The organism is Microbacterium sp. NPDC057407, from assembly GCF_042803895.1.
In the GTDB taxonomy this organism is placed as follows: domain Bacteria; phylum Actinomycetota; class Actinomycetes; order Actinomycetales; family Microbacteriaceae; genus Microbacterium.
In genome coordinates, this window is record NZ_JBHVCA010000003.1 from 26,629 (window position 1) to 44,300 (window position 17,672).

The window sequence follows — 17,672 nt, forward strand, 5'->3', positions numbered from 1 at the left end:
ACCTATCGCTCCCGAGAGCCGACTTCCCCGCACTGCCCGGAAAAGGACCGGCTTGGGGGCTGGGTCGTGGGGTTGGCGACCGCGCGGCTCTGGCGGCTTGGATAGCGTCGCGGGTCACCCGACCCGGAACTCTCCGATGACGGTGACACCGTCCGATTCGTACACGGGCACGGTCCATCCGTCCGGGTACTTCTCATCACGTTCCCTCTGCCATTCGACCGCCTGCGTTGGATTTTTCGGCTGGCCGGAGTGGTCCGGGCTGAAGTCAGTGAGATCGGAAGTGCGCGCGTAGCCGTCGACGAGGCCGCCGTCCGGGGCAAGCCCACCGACGAAGACGAGGTCGAGCTCTCCGTCCTCAGGGTTTCCGGCGCCGTAGGTCTCCCCATTCGCATTGACCTCGTAGCGGGTGGGAGTGATGGTGATGTACTGGACGGTGGCGATGGCCTCGAGCCCTGTGGGCTCCAGGTAGAGCTTGTCGACAGAGTCATTGAGCTGGAAGTCGTACCAGACGGGCGATGATGGCCCGCCCGCCACATCGGCTTCGCCCCAGGATCCGGATGGATTGTTGCCCCCGGCGTCGGTGCCCCATACGAGCGAACCGGGAGTGAGCGCGGTGATGGTGACACGAGCGTGCGTCGCGCCGTCCGGACGATCTCCCAACGGCACCTTCGTGGCCGAACTGAAGGGGATCGTCACCGGCTCACCGAGCAGGGCCGTGAGGGGTTCGCCGGGGATCACGCCTGGGGGAGCTTGAACGGCGTCAGGCAGGTCGGGCGTCGGCTGCGCAGAGGGCGGCACGGGAGCAGTGATTGGGGCGAGTATCCCGGTCGCTGCGAATGCACCCGCAGAAGCTCCGGCGCCCACGAGGACGCCGGTGAGCACGAGCCCGGTGCCCCACGCGGCGCGTCGCCGTCGTGACCTGCTCGCTCCGACGTTCTGGACCAAGATCGCTCGGATAGCCGCTGATCGTCCGGGAGTAAAGCTGTTCACGATGAACCTCCGTCGAGGATGGGCCGCGTCTCCAGTGACGATCGAAGATCTGCGCGCAGGCGTGACAGACGCATCTTGGCGGCGGATTCGGTCAGCCCAAGAGCGGTTGCGGCTTGACTGACCGTGAAGCCTTCGATGACCGTCAACGCAAGAAGTTGCGCGTCGGCCGGCTTCGCATCGGCTAGCCCCGCCCGCAACTTGGCTGTCCGCTCATCGTTCTGGTCGGCATACCGCTCAGCATGATCGGGCACGGCCGGGGGCGGTGGCAGCAGCGCCAACAGTCTCCGGTAACGACGCTGCGCACGCCCCGCGTTCCGGGCGACATTTTGCGCGGTCACGATAAGCCACGGCAGGAGCGAGCCGTCCACGAACCGGACCATGGCACGCCGCCGCCACAGCTCCAGGAACACCACAGCAGTGAGGTCTTCGGCGTCGGCAGACGAAATCACCCGCGAAGCCAGATGCCGGAAGACGCGGTCGCGATGCCGATCCCAGATCTCGGCGTAGGCGCGGTCCTCACCTGAGACCACCCTGCGCCATATCGCGTCATCGGACTCTTCAGTCACACTTCATCATGTCCGACCCCCACCGGAAGGTAACGAAGAAGTGCCGGGACGCACCGGGCCCGGGCAAGGTAGGCGACAACCTGGGCCGGACAATCAAATTCATAAGTCGCACGCTGAGCGAGCGCGCGAGGGCTCGCCTCGCAGATGCGACTCACCACCACTCGCTACGCGTGGCGCGTGTGGTGACCGCTGTCTAGCGGCGGGATCGAGTGCTGGTCAGTAGCAGGGCCCCACCAGCTGCGCAGACCAGCAGTCCGCCATACACCCAGGCGGTGGTGCTCCAGTCGTTCTCCGGAACTATCAGGATCTCGCCGTCGGATGTCTCGTACTCACACCGATGACCCAATGGCCACAACGTGACTTCACCAGTGGGCATCATTTGCAAGTCGTACTCGGCAGCGGGTGCCTCCCGAAACCACGTACAGTGAAAGCTCGGCGCAAATCAGGGCTTTGGCCACTCGGGCGGAATCTGCCCGACTGGGGTCAGCTCTGTGATGCCCTGAACCGGGCTTAACGTGCTCCAGCCGCTCTCGTTCTCGACGAGAAAGAGCCCTGAGCCGCTATGTCCAGTGGCAGCCTCGAGGGGATCACCGTCGCCGAGATACGGATCCGCGTCGCCGCCACATGCCTGCGGCGTTGAGAGAACGTTGATCCGCTGCGGACCGCTGCCCTTGCGCCAGTCGCTGACGTCGACGCTCCACACGTTCGCACTTGCCCCGTTGATGGTGGCCGTCGACACCTTCTCGACAACGCGTCCGGTGACGACAGCGTCGGCGCTCTTCGCTGCCTGAGCCGGCGAGTCGTACGCTGCCCAGCTCGGACACGCCTGCACGCTGACGCACCCGGTCAGTGCCAGCGCTGCGCAGAGCAGCACGATCCCTAACGCGAGTGATCTCATCGGCTGCCTCACGATCCCGACACCTCGAATGTAACGGGCGAGGCGGTGGACATGTTGTCGCACCCTGGCCCGTTGGGTCGGGTCGTGATCTGCCAGTTGACCGTGACGGGTGCGGATGAGAGTTCCGTCCCTTCCGCGTCGAACGCGGTGACTTCCGGCTCCGGCGGCGCCTCGAGCCCGAGGTCAAACCACCACTCATCCGGGTCGGCAGTGCGGGTTCCGTCGACGCACCCCGCATCGCTGCAGAGTCGAAGAGCGGTGACGTCGGCGGCCAGCTCGCCGGTGACAGTCACCCCAAGCACATTCGAGTACCCGATCTCGGTGCACGCTAACCCGCTCGTGCATGCGGAGGTCGCAACAACGACCGCCGCCGCGACGACGACCGACTTCACGAGGCGATCGCCGACTCCCATGGACGAAGTCTCGGGGGACACGCAACATCTCGCAACAGCCAGCTGAACCGAGTGCGCACTCATGGACTCTGCATCCCCGGGCGAGCTTTCTCAAAGCCCGAGGATGTACAGCGGAATGCGACGAAGCGCACCGCGATCACCCGCGGCCTCGCCGAGGACACTCTCGCGTCCTGGCCGCTCGAGGGTCACGTCTTCGACGAGCGTGACATCCGCGACGCTGAGGCGCTGATCGCCGGCGACATGACGCCCGCTCAGCTCATCGCCCAACTGCAGTCCGAGTACGCCGTCGCACCACGTATGACATCGCCATGAGCGCGCTCGCTCACCGCTCGTGTCGGCTGAGGCCGAGCGGAGCATGGCGGCCCGCGGGACGGTGTGTCAGGATGACGCAAAGGAGGCCGTCATGACCGCGAAGCCGTCACTGTGGACCCGCGTTCGCCACGCCCTGTTCGGCAGGCCGCTAACCCTCGAGGAAGGACGCGCCCGCCACGAAGCGCAGGTCGCCCGTTCACGGGGCGCGGCACCGGGACAAGCGCATTCGCGTTCCCAGTCGATCCTGCACCAGAGCTCGTTCGGGAATCACGGCTGACGCCGCCCGCTCGCACGCAACCCGGCCTAGCGGGCTTTCGCGTTCAGACCAGAATTCGTCGCCGATTGGCACTTCGAGCAGACGGCGCGTTTCCGCACCACCCGTCGACTCCGCCAGATGCTGTCGTGGAAGTGATCTCAAGCTTCATCACGCGTCCCGGATCCGTCCTGCAGTCCTCTCGGCGCCTTCTATGGTGCTCGACGGTCAGAGGATCCCGTCGAGTACTCCATCAGCCGCTGGGTACCTCGGCCTGCGGTCTGCATCGGCCACGGGGAAGCTTGCGCCAGCGGCCGTCAGCTGACTCATGGACAGCGGCGCAGAGGCCGCCATCACCTCAGCCAGAAGTACAGATTGCGCATCCTCGACCTCGGTCAGCCTGCGCAGGGCAGTGAGAAGCTCGATTAGTTCGACCGTCCACGCGTGCTCCCACTTCGTCGACTGGATGTCATCGAGAGGGCTGGTGCGCTTTCCGGCGGCCTCCTTGGAGCGGTACCCGACCCAGGACTTCAGCACATTGCGGCCGCCGACTTCGTAGTCGAACATCTTCTGCGTCACAGGGCCGAAGCGTCCCCCGCCGAGCTGGATGTGCTGCTCGGTGGCGTCGAACGTCACTCCGTCCGGCATCTCCGCGATCGCGATGTGGTTCAGTACGCGACGCGGATCTCCGATCGCATATGAGATGTCCGAACCGGAAATGCCCGGCGCAGAATGCTCGCCGTAGGTCTGCACCCAGATGACTTGCCGGCCGAGTTCGACCGCCCTCGCCCACAGCATTGGATCCGAGGTGATCGGGATTCGCACACCCGGGGTGTCGAGTTCGTCCTCGAATGTATCCCGGAAGGACGGGTGAGAACTGATCCCGGCGACATAGGCGAGCACGTCTTGGGCTGACACCTCGAGCCCGAGGATCTGACTCAGTGCTCCCGTCAGACCGAAGGCGAGATTGGCTGTTCCGTCCGGGTGCATGAACGGCAGAGTGCGGCCGCCTCGGTTATTGAAGTGGTGGAAGTCTGGCATCAGCGCACTGAAGACGAGCGCTGAGCCTTGGCGGAGGGTTTCGCTGTGTTGCTCGACCACGTAGACCTGACCAGGGACGGAGGCCGCCGCCCAGAGGCCTTCTCGAGCTCGGTGGATTAGCCGTGGATCCGCGATAAGCCACTGGCGGTCCAATGTACGGAAGCCGACGCGGACGGCTGGCTCCATTGCAGTGCCAGGCAAGAGCGACGAGATGCTGGGAAGCCGCGCTGCGTGTTCGTACCCGGGAAGATCTTTGAACTGGGTAGCTGCAGCGCCGATGTTGTCTTTCATGAGCGCTGCCCGCTTCTCGGAGTTCTGCTCAGCGAGGAGCCGAGCCCAGCGCTGCTGCAGGACCTCGGGGGAGGGATCGTAGACCCATGCGCGCGTCGGGAACACGCCTGGTGAGTACCAAGGGAAGAGGTGAGCAAGCGAGGGCCACTCGTCCCAGTCGGATGCCGCGGCAGCCGTCAGCGGGTCGGTCCACCCCACGCGGGCCGCCTCCCACCGCGCGCTGTCGGCCCCCAGCTCAGCGAGGGCCGCGAACTTCTCCGCTCGCGTTCCCCGCACCGCCGTGTACCGGATGTTCGCCGGGGTGTCAGTTGACGTGTCCGGGCGGCGCACGAAGATGCCGATCGCGAGGGTTTGGCGAACCCCGGGGAACACACGAGTGGGAACATCCGGCGTCTGCCCCTCGGGAGTCAGATCGATGATCCATCCGTCGGATGCCGTCTCTCGCAGGTATCGGCGCATGGCTGTGAAGGCCGAGCCGCGGAGGTATCCAGAAGTCGTGATGAAGCACACCACTCCGGTGTCATTGGCAGGTGTCGACTCCCAAACCTTCCACGTGGCCCAGCGCCAGAAGAAGACGTATAGATTCTTCAGTTTGGCCGCGAGCTTGCCGGGCACCCCGTCGAGGAAGCGCGCGAAGATCGGGGGTGCGCCATTGCCGTCGGCGTGCCCGGTCTCCACCCATGCGCCGGCGCCGGCGGCGAGTTCACGGTACGGAGGGTTGCCGATCACGACGTTCACCTTGCGGGAGCGCTTGAGCTCGTTAGCCTTCTCGCGGGACTTCGCGATCGTCTGCAGGCCCGATGCGATGTGGGTCAGGTCGGCGTAGGGGTCGTCGAGAGTGTCTGTGACGTAGAGCTGAAGGCCGCCCTTAGGGATGCTTGCACCCCCCTCCGCGAGGAGCTCGGTGACACGCATCTCGGCCACGGCGAACGGTCCCATCTGAAGCTCGAAACCGGCGAACCTGGTGGCAAGTTCGGTGAGCGCACCGGACGCCGCTCCCGCGCCTGCAGTCTCGGTGACACGGTTGCGCACTCTCTCGATGACCGACTGCAGGAAGGTGCCGGTGCCCATCGCTGGATCGACGGTGAAAACGTCGGGCGACGCGAAGCCCTCGGGGATACCGAGGGACTCTCGGAGCACGTCGTCCGTGAACCGCACCATCTCTTCGACGAGCGCGACCGGTGTGTAATAGGTGCCCGAGTCTTGCCTCAGCTGGTCGTCGTAGCGAGCGAGGAACTCCTCGTAGAGGTAGAGGTAGACATCGCGGCTTGTGCGCCGGATCCGGTCCCACCGCACTGCGCTGATGGAGGTCACCAGAAGGTCGAGCGAGACCCGGAAGTCGCTTGCGACGTCATTGGTGAGCAGCTGCAGCGCGCGACCCATCAAGGAATGCTCCACGCCAAGCTCGGCACCCACCTCGTGCAGGCTCCGGTGAACGAGGTCGATGCCGCTCGTGCGCGCTAGCAGGAGCGCAAAGGTCACAGACTGGGCGTACCCGTCCGCGAAAGTCTCGTCGGTCGCCAAGGGGAAAAGCAGGCGTCGCCAGTCCTTCGAGAGGCCGATGAACGGCTGCTCGCCCTCCGGCTCGCCCTGACGTACCTTGCGGCGCTCGCCCTCGAGCTGATCGAGGACCTCTCCGCGCAGCAGACGCGTGCGGGGCGCGATCGCGCTCACTAGTGCTGTGATCGAGGTGATGTCCGCGACCTTCCAGCCCAGGAACGCGCCGAGCAGCGTCTCGAAGGCGGGAGTGGAAGTGAGCGCTCCTCCAACCTCCTGTAGCGGCTGATCGGTCAGCGTCGCCTCGGCGACGAGCTCTCCGTCCAGATAGTGCCGCCATTCGGTCCCGTTCGTGTAGATGAGGTTCGGGAGGTCACGCTGTCGTTCCCACTGCTTGAGGTCGTGACCGGTCATCTTGATCGGATCGATGCCCACGCCGGGGGCCTTCACTTCGACGTATCCCATCACGACACCGTCGATGCTGACGCCGAAGTCGGGCCTAACGCGGCGATCGAAGTCGCTCACCTCGTCGTGCAGGACTGCAGGTCGGCCTAGGGCCTTGCCGATGGTCGATATCAGCACGTCGAGGGGTGCGCGAATTGCCGCTTCACGCTGGCCAGTCCCCGACAGCTTCGCTGCAGCCGTAGCCCCGAAGGTGGAGACGGCGGCTGTCCAGATACTTGGCGCGCTCACAGCGCCAACTCTATGGGTGGGCTACGACGAGTGTCGGCGACATGCACTAGGGGGCGCACGGGGTTCCGGGGAATCGGCGCCGCGCACGATAACTCCAGCATCGGCCCCGCGCCAGGGAACCTCCAGCTCCGACCGTAGGACAAGCCCGGTGAGTGCACGCGTGGCACGCTTCCCCTACCCGGCAGTCGCGACACGCTGAGCTCACGGCGGATTCCCGTTGCGATTTTCGCATCGTGGGGTATCGTTCAGCTGTATGGATACCGCAATCGCAGATCGGGTCCGCGCAATCATCACCAATCTCGGCGTGTCCGACAAGACGTTTGCCGTCACGATTGGCATGCCCGTTGACCAGCTATCAAAGTCGTTGAACGGCAAGCGGAAGTTCTCGGCATATGAGCTTGCCGTCATTGCTGAGGCCGGCAATGTGTCGGTCGACTGGCTTTCGACTGGCGTTCAGCGCCATCGCCTTGGCCTTGCCGCCCGCACGGTTGGGCTCGGGCTTCTGGATTACGAGTCAGAGGCGCGGGCGCTTGCCGAGCGATATGTTGACGCCTCCGATGTGCTTCTCGAACTTGACCGCAGGAGCCCTCTTCCACCGCTGCCAACCCTGCCCACGTCCGGAAGGTTTGTGGAGGAGGGGCGTAAGGCCGCAGAGTGGGCGCTCGGACGGATCGACGCGACCGTCTTGCTTGGTCCTACGGCGGAACTGGTCGAGGCGATTGAGACCAGCTTTGGCGTGGATGTCGCAAATGCCAGTGAGATGCCGGTGGGCTTCGACGGGCTGGCCTTCCAAGATGATTCAGTGCGACTCGTCCTCCTTCTGACGACCGAGAACTGGACCCGTAGGCGATTTACGATCGCGCACGAGCTGGGGCACATCGTTTGGGGCGACGCGCATGAAGTCATCGCGGAGTCGCTGAACCCCGGCGGAACGGCTGACTACAAGGAGAAGCGTGCCAATGCCTTCGCGGCGGCGTTCCTGATGCCCGAGACGCTGCTCAACGAGGAGCTCGCGGGGCGCGTGATTGACCACCCGGTCTTTCACGAGCTTGTGGTCCGATTCCGTGTCTCGCCGAGCTCTCTGGCGGTGCGCTTGAAGTCCCTTTCGTTCATCGACGAGGCGACGTTCAATCAACTGCGCCATTTCCGAACGCGTGACTCGATCGCGGCAATTGACGGTGCCGCGGCTATCGAGATCCATGAGATTGCCGGAGCGCAGGTCCCCCTAGCCCCGGCAAAGATGGTTACGGAGTTCCTCGCTGCCTATAGGGAAGGAATCATTTCGTCGGCGCACCTGGTCAACCTCACCGGTCAACCGGAGTCGAGCTGGCGCGAACTGCTCAACGACTCTTTGCCGAGCGATGACCTCGAAGATGGTACTTCCGGTCCGATCGACGCAGACACAGAACTTGCTTTTGCCCCGTAGGGGAGCTGCGTAGCCGTCGCCCTCGGATGTTTCAGTTCCCCGACACGACAGTCCTCTGCAACTTCGCAGCGGTAGACGAGATGGCGTTGTTGCGCGAGTACGTCGGGGACCGCGGCCGTTGGGTGCAGAGCATCGAGGCCGAACTCAAAAAGTCGGCGGGTATCCATCGCGCTCTTGAGGCGATCTGGCGCGATAACTGGTTCGGCGATGCCGTCGTGCTGAACCGGGGCGACGAGCCTGAGCGGGTAGACCGGTTTCGGCGGCTCAACATGGGTGGCATCAGGGACCGGCCAACGCAGCATCTCGGCGAGTCCGAGACGTTCATCGCGCTCACCAATCGTGACGACCTGCGTGGGTCCGTATTCCTGTCAGACGACCATGATGCGTTCCGGGTCTTTTCAAGGCTCGGAGTACGGGTCGCCGACACGTTCGACGTGCTCGCCGGCCTTGTGGGTCGCCACAGCATCTCAAGTCGGGACGGCGTCGAGCTCGCGATCCGCATGGATGCGGCCGGCCGTTGTCTCCGTCGAGTTCCCACAAGGCAGGGCGATCTCGAGACGTAGTTGCGATTATCGCAATAACGCTGGTACGGTTGCGATTATCGCAATCAACGTGATGGCGATCAACGGCACCGAGTGCGCCGTCGTCCTAGCAGTGCAAGGAGATGTGATGAGCGAAGCTGAGGTTTTCAGCAACGGCCGCGGGAAGCCGGCGACCACGATCTACGTGAACACTCGCGAGTTCGAGTGGTCGGAGAAGCAGATCTCGTACGAGCAGGTGTACGCGCTCGCCTTCCCCAATGAGCCGCTCAACGATGGCGACGTCGTGCGGATCGAGTACGCGCGTGGTCACAACGGTGGCGGCGCCGGCTCTCTTCAGCCGGGCGAGGAGGTCAACGTCAAGAAGGACATGGTCTTCGATGTCTACGTCACCGTTCGCAGCTGATCCCTCGACCTCGCGGCTACTCGCGGAAGACTACTGCCTCACATTCGAGGGCAACCATCTGATCGTCGAGCACGTCCCCTACGTCACGCCTGCAATGGTCGTGGCCTACGGGCGACTCGCCCTTCCCGTCGTGATCAGCGGCGAGCTTGTGCAGGATGAGTCCGGGGACCACCGCATCTGGTTCATTGGCGAGCAGCCATGCGATTCGCTCGGCAACGCGCTCCCAGGGCCGAGCCCAGAGGCGCACGCGATCACGCCTGAACTAGTGGCCAACTTCATGATCTCAAGCAAGCCAAAGGGTACTCAGGTCTTCGCCGACACTTATGAAAAGGTCGCATCCTACGTGCGCGTGCTGAGCCACCCCGCGAAGACACTCGATCCAACGGTGACCGCCACACCCGGCGCCGGGTGGAGTGAGGTGCCTGACGATCTCCCGTTCGTCTACCCGGACACGGGTACGGCACGAGCCGGCCTCGCTGCGATGAATGCGGTCTTCCGCGGACTCCGAATCGGCATCATCGGGCTCGGAGGAACTGGAAGCTACATCCTCGATCAGGTCGCGAAAACCTGGGTTGACGCGATCGAACTGTTCGATGGGGACACCTTCGACAACCACAACGCCTTCCGATCACCTGGCGCGGCGGATATCGTCGATCTTCAGTCGCGACCGAACAAGGCCGAGTACTTCGCCCGCCAGTACGCCCATATGCACACCGGGATCACGGCGCACGCCACTCACGTGACGGCTGACAACCTCGAGGAACTCACCGGCTGCACCCACGTCTTCATGGCGGCCGCGGACGCCGATGAGAAGCCGGAGATTCTTTCGTGGCTTCGGGCTCGCGGCATCCCCGCCGTCGAAGTCGGGATGGGGATCAGAGACGAAGGCGGACATCTGTCTGGTCTGCTTACTGTCGTGAATCACTCCCCCGCCGGGGATGAGCAATCAACCTCCACCGCCTCCGTCGGCGCCAACGAGTATGACCGCAACATCCAGGTGGCCGATCTGAACAGCCTCAACGCAATGCTCGCGGTCATCAGCTGGAAAAAGGACCTCGGCTACTACGCCAGCCCCCAGCCAATCAACGAAACCATCTACAAGGTCTTCACCGGCACGATTCGAAACGGAATCGGAAACGCAGCGGTCGACGCAGACGAGGCAGCAGCTTGAGTATCCAGAGTGTGGAACCCTGCTTCGTGAAGTCGTTTCCATCGAGCTTGGAGCCCGGCATCCTTTACGTCTCGCCCCAATTTGCCACGGCGGCGCACAGTTGCGCGTGCGGATGCGGACGAGAGGTCATCACGCCGCTTTCACGAGCGCAATGGGTTCTGACGTTCGACGGATCAGTTTCGCTGTGGCCGTCTATCGGTAACTGGGCGCTGCCGTGCAAATCGCATTACATCATCGACCACGGCCAGATCCGCTGGTCCCGCCGCTTCACCCCCGACGAGATCCGGAGCAATCAGGCCGAGGACCTTCGTGAACTTGAAGCAAGGCGTCCAAGGCGACGCAGCTGGTGGCGGCGCCTGCTCGGCAGCCTGCGCATTGCAGCACGAACGGAGCCGTCGGACCGTCCGACCCAGCCTCAACAGCGCGGCGGGAACGAGTAGAGAGACAAACAGCACGGTGAGCGCGATCCTCGAGTGGTGGGCGGACAACGGCACCCAGGTACTGACACAAGCCGCTGCCGCTGTGGGCGCGACGATCGCCATTGCGGCGCTCGCGATTGTCCTCCGGGTGGTCCGTACGCTCGTTGTGGGAATTGGTCGAGTCGCATACGTGCTCCTGATGTCCTGGTGGGTGGCGCCGCTGAGACGGTGGTTGACGGGTTCGCCGTGGTAGCTGGACGTGCTCCCAGGTGCGCGTCTACCCCATCCCAACGCCGCCTAGAAAGACGCGGCCGCCGGCTGGTTCGGACGCTTTCTAGCGTGGTCGTGCTCAACCCGATCTTCGCGAAAGCCATCGCTTCGCTTTCTCCACGGAACGATCCGCAAACGACGTCAGCCGTTCCTAGCCCAGCCTCTGGCCTACGCGATCGAAGCGACGACCCTCGGGGCCATCCATGCCCGAGGCGTCGGTGATCGCGCTGGTTGCTCGCTGCTTGATAGGCGGTTCTCATTTCGCCACGCTGGTCACGAGTCGCGCGAGTGGGTGCCTCTTCCGGACACTGCCCGTTTGGGGATCCGCCATGACGCGGCCTCGCACTCCGCTCTTGCTCCGACAATTGGCCATACAAGCGGGGAGCGGACGACGGAGTGCCCGAGGGAGCGGTTGCTAAGCGGAGCTCGAAGCGCAGCGGAGAGCGGAGTCTGCAAATAGCGAGCGAGAGGAACGAAGTCGTCCACGCCTCGCTATCCTCTCGCCGTCGGAGAAAGCATCCGCGCGCACAGCTCGGCTGGCGTGACTCACGACCCGCCATAGCGATGACCGTGCTCCCTGAGGTCCGCCGCGAGCCCGCGGCGTGGTGAATCGGACTGTGCAGATGAGCCCTTTTCGGGTGGCGGATAGACTTGGGACAGGAGGCATGATGCGACCCGATTCATCGGCCTGGCGAGTGAGTGATGCCGTCGCGTACGACGTCGCCCTCGATACCGCGGACGATGGTCTCGCCGCAGGTTTCGGTTCGAGTCGTGCGGTGGCCCACCGCTTGCGCGTCCTCCAGACGGACGGATTCGACCGCTCCGCCGTTGACTCCCTCGATGCGGCGCCTGACACACTGGCGGACACCGCGAGCACTAGCGACGATCCTCAGCTAATCCTCGACCAGCGGATCTTGCCCGCGGTCTTCGTTGATGCGCGACCCACGGATTCACCCCGTCTCGTGCTCCTCACGGGCCAGCCGGGGTCCGGGCGTTCTCGCGCGATCAGCCACCTCGTCCGTGAGGATGCGGGCGGGATGGCGGTGATCTCGGCCAGCCTGCTTCGCTCGTTCGTTCCGCGCGCGGAGAAGGTCGACGCCGACCCCGATCAGATCGCCGCGACCTCAGCTTCTTGGCTGATCGCTTGCATGCGGCATGCTCGGGAGCACCGATCCTCGCTCCTCCTGGACGGGCCGATCCCTGCGGCTGCGGCCGAAGGCATCCTGACGACATTCCGACAGGCTGGATACCGCACGCACGTCGCGGTCGTCGCTTCAGCGCGTGCGGAAAGCCTCTTGGCCGCGGCGTCGGCGTACGCGTCGAGCCATCGCGGGAGGCGCCCGTCAGAACTGTCCCCCGTCGAGCAGCACGATCGCGATCTGGAAGAAGCGCGCGCACTGCTGGCCAAGGCAGGGGCAGCGGGTGCCCGACTGACCGTGTTCGACCGAGACGGCGGCGTTTCCGCCGATCAGGTGGACGGACCTTCCGCGGTCCGGGCGTTCAATGGAGCGAGCCGCACCCCGATGTCCACCCTTCAATCGGTGCAGTGGTTGAGCGAGCTGAAGCGGGTGACCGCGTACGCCCGTCAGCCCTCGTCGCCTTTGCCGGAGCTGGCGCCGCATCTCCTCGCTCTCTATGAGGCAGCGATCCGGGAGGTCGTGCCGAGGCTTCGAGTTCCGAATGGCTCGGTCGTGACACACAACCTGGAGAGTCGTCTTGCGAGCGAACTCGTCGTACTCCGTCAGCCCATTGCGGGCGGGCTGGCGCAAGAGTCACCTGCAAATGTTCCCGCGCCCCAGCCCCCACACACTGACGGGCCGTCGCGATGAGCCGCTTGGTCGGATACTCGCGACCTTGGTGGCCGGGTGAAGACCTCACTGCCGATATCGAGCACCTCGCCGAGGCGGGTGCTACGGCAACTCTGACCGACGCTGGTGTCTTTGAGGCACCCTTGGATGACGGGAGCGCGCTGCGCTCGCTCGAGCCGGGTGACACCCTGCTGGTGTTCAGCGCGGCGCGGCTCGGATCCTCACTTCCGCGAGTCGTTCAGACCATCGCTGAGTTGGGTCGTCGCGGCATCGGATTTCGTTCGCTCGCCGAGCCCGCCCTGTCCACCGATGCTGGCCCGGCCGATCCCGCGCAAGTGTTTGCCGCATTGGAGGGTCTCCGCCGGAGGCTGGCGAGCGTGAGAACACGTCAGGGGATGCTGCACGCCGAAGCTGCCGGCCGGCGGCCCGGCCGACCCTCGGTGATGACTCCCGATCGCGTCGCCATCGCGGAGGAGTTGCGCCGCCAGCACCGTTCAATCGCACACATAGCTCGCGTCATTGGCGTCAGCCCGAGCGCCGTGCAGCGCGCCCTCGCTGTGCCAGCGTAATGGCGTGTGAGTCAGGTGGGGGGCATGAGTCCATCTGCGTGAGCGACGATCGTCGCTGCGACGAACGTCCCGACCGCGCAGACGGAAGAGATCACGGTCAGGAACGTAGCACGGCGAAACCCGCGACGAACAAGGGTGATCACAGCGACGACTCCGAAGATGATCGCCGCGCAGGGCAACACTATGGTCGCGATCATCGCCATCGTCGGCTCGAACGTCAGCATCTTCAGTACCTCCTCAGCGCCGTTTACCGATCGGCGAGGCGTTCGAGTTCCTTCGTGAGCGCAGTTCGGGTTGCGGTCGGGTCCACGATTGCGGTCGCCACGAGATCGGATAGCCGCCCAACAGCGGTGGGGTCAACCTCGCTGAGCGGCTCGAGGCACCATGCGACGTCCTCGCCGACCGTGTACCCGGGCTCGTCGATGTGCTTGGTCGGGTAGTAGCTGAACGCGGACACCGCAGTCCGCCAGAGCGTAGTTTCGGTGTGTGCTCGGTCGATCATGATGTGCCTTTCGAGAAAAGTCTTGCGGCTGAGATGTGAGCCTGCCGAGTCAGCGGGGGATGTGTGGACTGTTGGAGATCGCCCCGGAATGGTGTGGAGCGGCAGGATCAGGGAGCTGCGCGGCACTGCCGCGCTGGCTTCGAAGTCGCACGTTCACCGCTAGTCCGACTGCGTCCAGGCGGGCATCCTCTGCTGCCTTCGCCGTTAGTCGCGCGATCCTCAGTTCTTCGCGGGCGCTGGGCGGGGTCGCAGGATCCGCGGTCGCTAGGTAATGGGCCGCGCGTGCACGGAGACAATCCCGCTCCCATGCAGCGATGAGTCGGGGTGGAGTAGGTTCCATGCTGCCAAGCCGCATGTTGGCGACGGCCAACCGGTCGAAGCTGCGCGAGAAGAATTCGTCTGCAGCTCGCTGATTCGCATCACGCTCGGTCGGCCGGACGACGTGGAGCCGGTTGGGGGGCAGTCCCACTTCGCGGCGTCTCCGCTCCCGAGCCTCGTAGGCATTCGCCTTCGCGCGCGCGGTCTCATGATTGGCGGCATACCGCTGTCGCGCCCGCTCGAGGATCTGCTCACGATTCTCCTCGTAGTATCGCCGGGAGCTTTCTACGCGGGAGCCCGGGTTCTCCCGGCGCCGGTCGCGGACGCGCCGGTTGTATTCCTCGCGATTCTCGTCTCGCCACCGTTTCATCCGAGCGGCAGCCATCGCCCGGAAAGCTTCTGGGTCTTCCGCCTTGCGGCGTGCACGCGACTCTCGCTGCTGCTTGCCGTACCGCTCTCGATTTCGCGCGTACCAATCATGGGCATACGCACGTCGCCGCTCACGCTTCTCCTCCTCGCGCTTCCTCTTCTGGCTCTGTCGACGCATGGAGAGGCGGTTCAGCTCCCGAGCGCGCTCTAGGTTTCGTTCCCGCCATGCTCCGTTGTACGCCCTGAGATGGTCACGATTCCGCTCCCGCCACGCCCTCATCGCATCCTTGGCGCCGGGACTGTTGTTGCCTGCCGTCGGGTCGCCCTGTTCGTGGTCCGGCCGTCGGTCGCTCACTTGAGCGCTCCCGTGACGAGGCGATCGATAAGATCAGGCCGGAACCCGTACCAGTGGTTCTCCGGCTCGTCATCAACGACGACAACCGGCGCCTGCGAATAGCCGAGCTGATCCGTGACGTACTCAAGAGCCGCGACCTTCGTACGCAGATCGACCTTGGTGAACTCAACGCCGCGGCGCTCGAGGTGGTCGAAAGTCTGCTTGCACTGCACGCACGCCGGCCCCGCAGAGTAAACGGTCACGCTGGTCATGACTCACCGCCTCGCATCCGAGCCGTGCGCCTGCGATTCGACCCAGTCGTCCAGTTCGTCGAGCGGGTAGACGATCCGGGCGCCGAGCTTTCGATACGGCGGCCCGACCTGCCGGTATCGCCACATCGCGAGCGTGCGCAGGGTGATGCCCGGAAGCATCGCGACCACCTGCGCTGGCGTGACGAACGTGTGCGAAAGGCTCTGAATCGCCGTGTGATCCAGTGTGCTCATCCCGACCTCCGTTGCGTATTTGCGTCTCAACTTGACATGAGTGAAGCATTTAGAGATACACTCGTCAAGAGGAAAGCGCGAACCCCTGACGCGACTAGACATAATGGGGAGGTGAAGGTCGACGTGAAGACTCTCGATGGCAGCCCCATGTCCGCAACAGCGGCAGTCCAGCCGCTGGGATCCGGGCTTCGCATCGCGCCAGGGTTCGCTGCCAGCACCACCGATAAATCGACTGGCCTCGCGACGCGCATCGAAGCGAAGTACGTCCGCAGCACGGGCCGCTACGTCGTCAAGGCGGTCACCGTGGAAAGCACCGTCGACGCGGTCGAGGTGAACGCGAACACGCTGCGCCAGGTCACCGTGCAAGCGATCATGCAAGCGGCGGCACCACACTGCATCGCGCTGACGCTCGACGACAGCACCCACGCCACTTGGTTGAGCGTCTACGAACTCTCCACCCGAGACGGGCGCCTCATTCCCGAGTGGCTCGCGACCGACGTGGTCAAGCGCGGATCATCCGAAGCCCGTCTCGACGTCGTCGAGATCCTCTACGGCGTCGCGGCCCTTTCCGGGCAAGCCCCCCTCCGTATGATCATGAACGAACTCGGAATCCCCCACCGCACCGCCTCCGACTGGACCCGGAAGGCCAGAGCAGCAGGGCGCCTCGAAGGAATGACAGCAGCCGCCGGCCGAAAGGCCGATGGGTAGCATCCACAGCTACAACACCAAGGCAGGCAAGCGATACCTCGTCCGGTACCGGAAGCCCGATCGATCGCAAGCATCCAAGAAGGGGTTCGCGACCAAACGCGATGCCGAGCGGTTTCTCGCCTCCACATCGGTCTCAATCGCGGAGAAGCGATACATCGACCCCACGGACGCCCGCGCAACAGTGGGCGAGTTGGGAGCGATCTGGATCGCCGATCAACAGGCAGTCCTCAAGCCATCATCGGCGCACCCGTTGGAGTCAGCGTGGCGGATCCATGTCGAACCCGCGTGGGGCAATCGCCAGGTGGGCGACATCCGGCACAGCGACGTTCGTGCTTGGGTATCGGAAATGACCAGCACGCGAGGACCGACGACGGTGATCCGGTCGTTCGGAATCCTCGCCGCCATCCTCGACATCGCGGTGCGCGATCGGCGACTCGCCGACAACCCCGCTCGGGGCGTCAAGCTTCCCAAGAAGCTCCCCAAGCCCCGTGTCTACCTCACACACCGACAGGTCGCTGAGCTCGCTCAACGAGCCGCCCACCCTCACATCGTCTACTTCCTCGCCTACACCGGTTTGCGGTGGGGTGAAGCGACCGGACTTCGACTTCGAGACGTCGACCTTACTCGTCGACGCGTCACCGTCTACGAGAACGCGGTCCTCGTGAATGGACACATCCACGTTGGGTCGCCGAAGACTCACCGCACCCGGGCGGTGCGGTACCCGGACTTCCTCGATCCGATGATCCGATCCCTGTTCGTTGGAAAGGACTCCGCTCACCTTCTGTTCGGCGACGGGCTTCATCACCTCCGACTGCCCAACTCCAAGGACGGCTGGTTCGCCAAAGCGGTGCGACGAACTCAGAAGGAAGATCCGACCTTCCCCCGGGTGACGCCGCACGATCTCCGCCATACTGCGGCGAGCCTGGCCATCAGTGCCGGCGCGAACGTGAAGGCCATTCAACGGATGCTCGGTCACGCCTCGGCGGCGATGACCCTCGACACCTACGCCGACCTCTTCGACGACGATCTCGACGCCGTCGCAACCGCGCTCGCACAGGCCCGAAACCGATCGATCTACCCGCCTAGCGAGACGCCGATGGTGCTCCCGCCGGAGGTCCCCGGCATCGGGATCTGAGTCCGTTCCCGGGACCAGTTGTTCCCGATTTGTTCCCCCGTCGCCGCTTCACGAAAGAGAAGAGCCCCGCGATCCCAGTGTTTGCAAGGGTTCGCGGGGCTTCGACGTGGCGGTGACGGTGGGATTTGAACCCACGGTAGGGGGTTACCCTACACAACTTTTCGAGAGTTGCACCTTCGGCCGCTCGGACACGTCACCGCCGAAGAGTTTACGTCACGCCGCGCCGAGCCGCCAATCGACG

Annotated in this window: 19 protein-coding genes and 1 tRNA gene; 10 read left to right on the top strand and 10 right to left on the bottom strand. The window is 64.5% G+C overall.

Annotated elements, in window-relative coordinates; translation table 11 throughout:
• Nucleotides 1-114: 114 nt before the first annotated feature.
• From ACFUTX_RS08910 to ACFUTX_RS08925, 4 genes are all read right to left on the bottom strand, one after another.
• On the bottom strand, nucleotides 115-696 hold the full coding sequence (locus tag ACFUTX_RS08910) for a hypothetical protein (RefSeq protein ID WP_378862983.1): 582 nt from the start codon (nucleotides 694-696) through the stop codon (nucleotides 115-117).
• A gap of 290 nt (nucleotides 697-986) precedes the next feature.
• Nucleotides 987-1,556 (bottom strand): RNA polymerase sigma factor, encoded by a 570-nt coding sequence (locus tag ACFUTX_RS08915; protein ID WP_378862986.1) that lies wholly within the window; start codon nucleotides 1,554-1,556, stop codon nucleotides 987-989.
• A 442-nt stretch (nucleotides 1,557-1,998) separates the two neighbouring features.
• Nucleotides 1,999-2,454, bottom strand: coding sequence for a hypothetical protein (locus ACFUTX_RS08920; protein ID WP_378862989.1), 456 nt, complete (start codon nucleotides 2,452-2,454; stop codon nucleotides 1,999-2,001).
• A gap of 8 nt (nucleotides 2,455-2,462) precedes the next feature.
• Nucleotides 2,463-2,867, bottom strand: a complete 405-nt coding sequence (locus ACFUTX_RS08925) for a hypothetical protein (protein WP_378862991.1) — start codon at nucleotides 2,865-2,867, stop codon at nucleotides 2,463-2,465.
• A gap of 51 nt (nucleotides 2,868-2,918) precedes the next feature.
• Here ACFUTX_RS08925 and ACFUTX_RS08930 point away from each other — a divergent pair, with 51 nt between their 5' ends.
• On the top strand, nucleotides 2,919-3,179 hold the full coding sequence (locus ACFUTX_RS08930) for an antitoxin VbhA family protein (protein ID WP_378862994.1): 261 nt from the start codon (nucleotides 2,919-2,921) through the stop codon (nucleotides 3,177-3,179).
• A 481-nt stretch (nucleotides 3,180-3,660) separates the two neighbouring features.
• On the opposite strand, the gene ACFUTX_RS08935 is transcribed toward ACFUTX_RS08930, so the two are convergent.
• On the bottom strand, nucleotides 3,661-6,786 hold the full coding sequence (locus ACFUTX_RS08935; RefSeq protein ID WP_378862997.1) for a type ISP restriction/modification enzyme: 3,126 nt from the start codon (nucleotides 6,784-6,786) through the stop codon (nucleotides 3,661-3,663).
• A 421-nt stretch (nucleotides 6,787-7,207) separates the two neighbouring features.
• On the opposite strand from ACFUTX_RS08935, the gene ACFUTX_RS08940 reads away from it, so the two are divergent.
• The 7 genes from ACFUTX_RS08940 to ACFUTX_RS08970 all read left to right on the top strand — a co-directional run bounded on the left by ACFUTX_RS08940 (nucleotide 7,208) and on the right by ACFUTX_RS08970 (nucleotide 13,562).
• The gene (locus ACFUTX_RS08940) at nucleotides 7,208-8,380 is read left to right on the top strand and encodes a helix-turn-helix domain-containing protein (protein ID WP_378863000.1); all 1,173 of its coding nucleotides are present in this window, start codon (nucleotides 7,208-7,210) and stop codon (nucleotides 8,378-8,380) included.
• A 26-nt stretch (nucleotides 8,381-8,406) separates the two neighbouring features.
• Entirely contained in the window at nucleotides 8,407-8,943 is a 537-nt protein-coding gene (locus tag ACFUTX_RS08945) for a hypothetical protein (RefSeq protein WP_378863003.1), read from the top strand.
• A 106-nt stretch (nucleotides 8,944-9,049) separates the two neighbouring features.
• Entirely contained in the window at nucleotides 9,050-9,325 is a 276-nt protein-coding gene (locus ACFUTX_RS08950; protein WP_378863006.1) for a multiubiquitin domain-containing protein, read from the top strand.
• Entirely contained in the window at nucleotides 9,300-10,496 is a 1,197-nt protein-coding gene (locus tag ACFUTX_RS08955) for a DUF6791 domain-containing protein (RefSeq protein WP_378863009.1), read from the top strand. The genes ACFUTX_RS08950 and ACFUTX_RS08955 overlap by 26 nt, the downstream gene beginning before the upstream one ends.
• Nucleotides 10,493-10,936, top strand: coding sequence for a DUF6527 family protein (locus tag ACFUTX_RS08960; protein ID WP_378863012.1), 444 nt, complete (start codon nucleotides 10,493-10,495; stop codon nucleotides 10,934-10,936). Before ACFUTX_RS08955 ends, ACFUTX_RS08960 begins: the two co-directional genes overlap by 4 nt.
• 914 nt (nucleotides 10,937-11,850) lie before the next feature.
• Complete coding sequence (locus tag ACFUTX_RS08965; protein WP_378863014.1) at nucleotides 11,851-13,014, top strand: zeta toxin family protein; 1,164 nt, start codon at nucleotides 11,851-11,853, stop codon at nucleotides 13,012-13,014.
• Entirely contained in the window at nucleotides 13,011-13,562 is a 552-nt protein-coding gene (locus ACFUTX_RS08970) for a recombinase family protein (protein ID WP_378863017.1), read from the top strand. Before ACFUTX_RS08965 ends, ACFUTX_RS08970 begins: the two co-directional genes overlap by 4 nt.
• Nucleotides 13,563-13,573: 11 nt before the next feature.
• On the opposite strand, the gene ACFUTX_RS08975 is transcribed toward ACFUTX_RS08970, so the two are convergent.
• From ACFUTX_RS08975 to ACFUTX_RS08990, 4 genes are all read right to left on the bottom strand, one after another.
• Nucleotides 13,574-13,786, bottom strand: a complete 213-nt coding sequence (locus ACFUTX_RS08975; protein WP_378863020.1) for a hypothetical protein — start codon at nucleotides 13,784-13,786, stop codon at nucleotides 13,574-13,576.
• Between the two features lie 23 nt (nucleotides 13,787-13,809).
• Nucleotides 13,810-14,019: a hypothetical protein gene (locus ACFUTX_RS08980; RefSeq protein ID WP_378863023.1), complete on the bottom strand. Its 210-nt coding sequence runs from the start codon at nucleotides 14,017-14,019 to the stop codon at nucleotides 13,810-13,812.
• Between the two features lie 1,083 nt (nucleotides 14,020-15,102).
• Nucleotides 15,103-15,357: a glutaredoxin family protein gene (locus ACFUTX_RS08985; RefSeq protein ID WP_378863026.1), complete on the bottom strand. Its 255-nt coding sequence runs from the start codon at nucleotides 15,355-15,357 to the stop codon at nucleotides 15,103-15,105.
• A gap of 3 nt (nucleotides 15,358-15,360) precedes the next feature.
• Nucleotides 15,361-15,588 (bottom strand): helix-turn-helix domain-containing protein, encoded by a 228-nt coding sequence (locus ACFUTX_RS08990; protein WP_378863029.1) that lies wholly within the window; start codon nucleotides 15,586-15,588, stop codon nucleotides 15,361-15,363.
• A 111-nt stretch (nucleotides 15,589-15,699) separates the two neighbouring features.
• On the opposite strand from ACFUTX_RS08990, the gene ACFUTX_RS08995 reads away from it, so the two are divergent.
• A complete protein-coding gene (locus ACFUTX_RS08995) occupies nucleotides 15,700-16,296 on the top strand; it encodes a hypothetical protein (protein ID WP_378863032.1) in 597 nt (198 codons plus the stop codon).
• Nucleotides 16,289-17,431, top strand: a complete 1,143-nt coding sequence (locus ACFUTX_RS09000; protein ID WP_378863035.1) for a tyrosine-type recombinase/integrase — start codon at nucleotides 16,289-16,291, stop codon at nucleotides 17,429-17,431. Before ACFUTX_RS08995 ends, ACFUTX_RS09000 begins: the two co-directional genes overlap by 8 nt.
• A 107-nt stretch (nucleotides 17,432-17,538) precedes the next feature.
• Here ACFUTX_RS09000 and ACFUTX_RS09005 read toward each other — a convergent pair.
• Nucleotides 17,539-17,629: transfer RNA gene (locus ACFUTX_RS09005), tRNA-Ser, on the bottom strand.
• Nucleotides 17,630-17,672 lie beyond the last annotated feature (43 nt).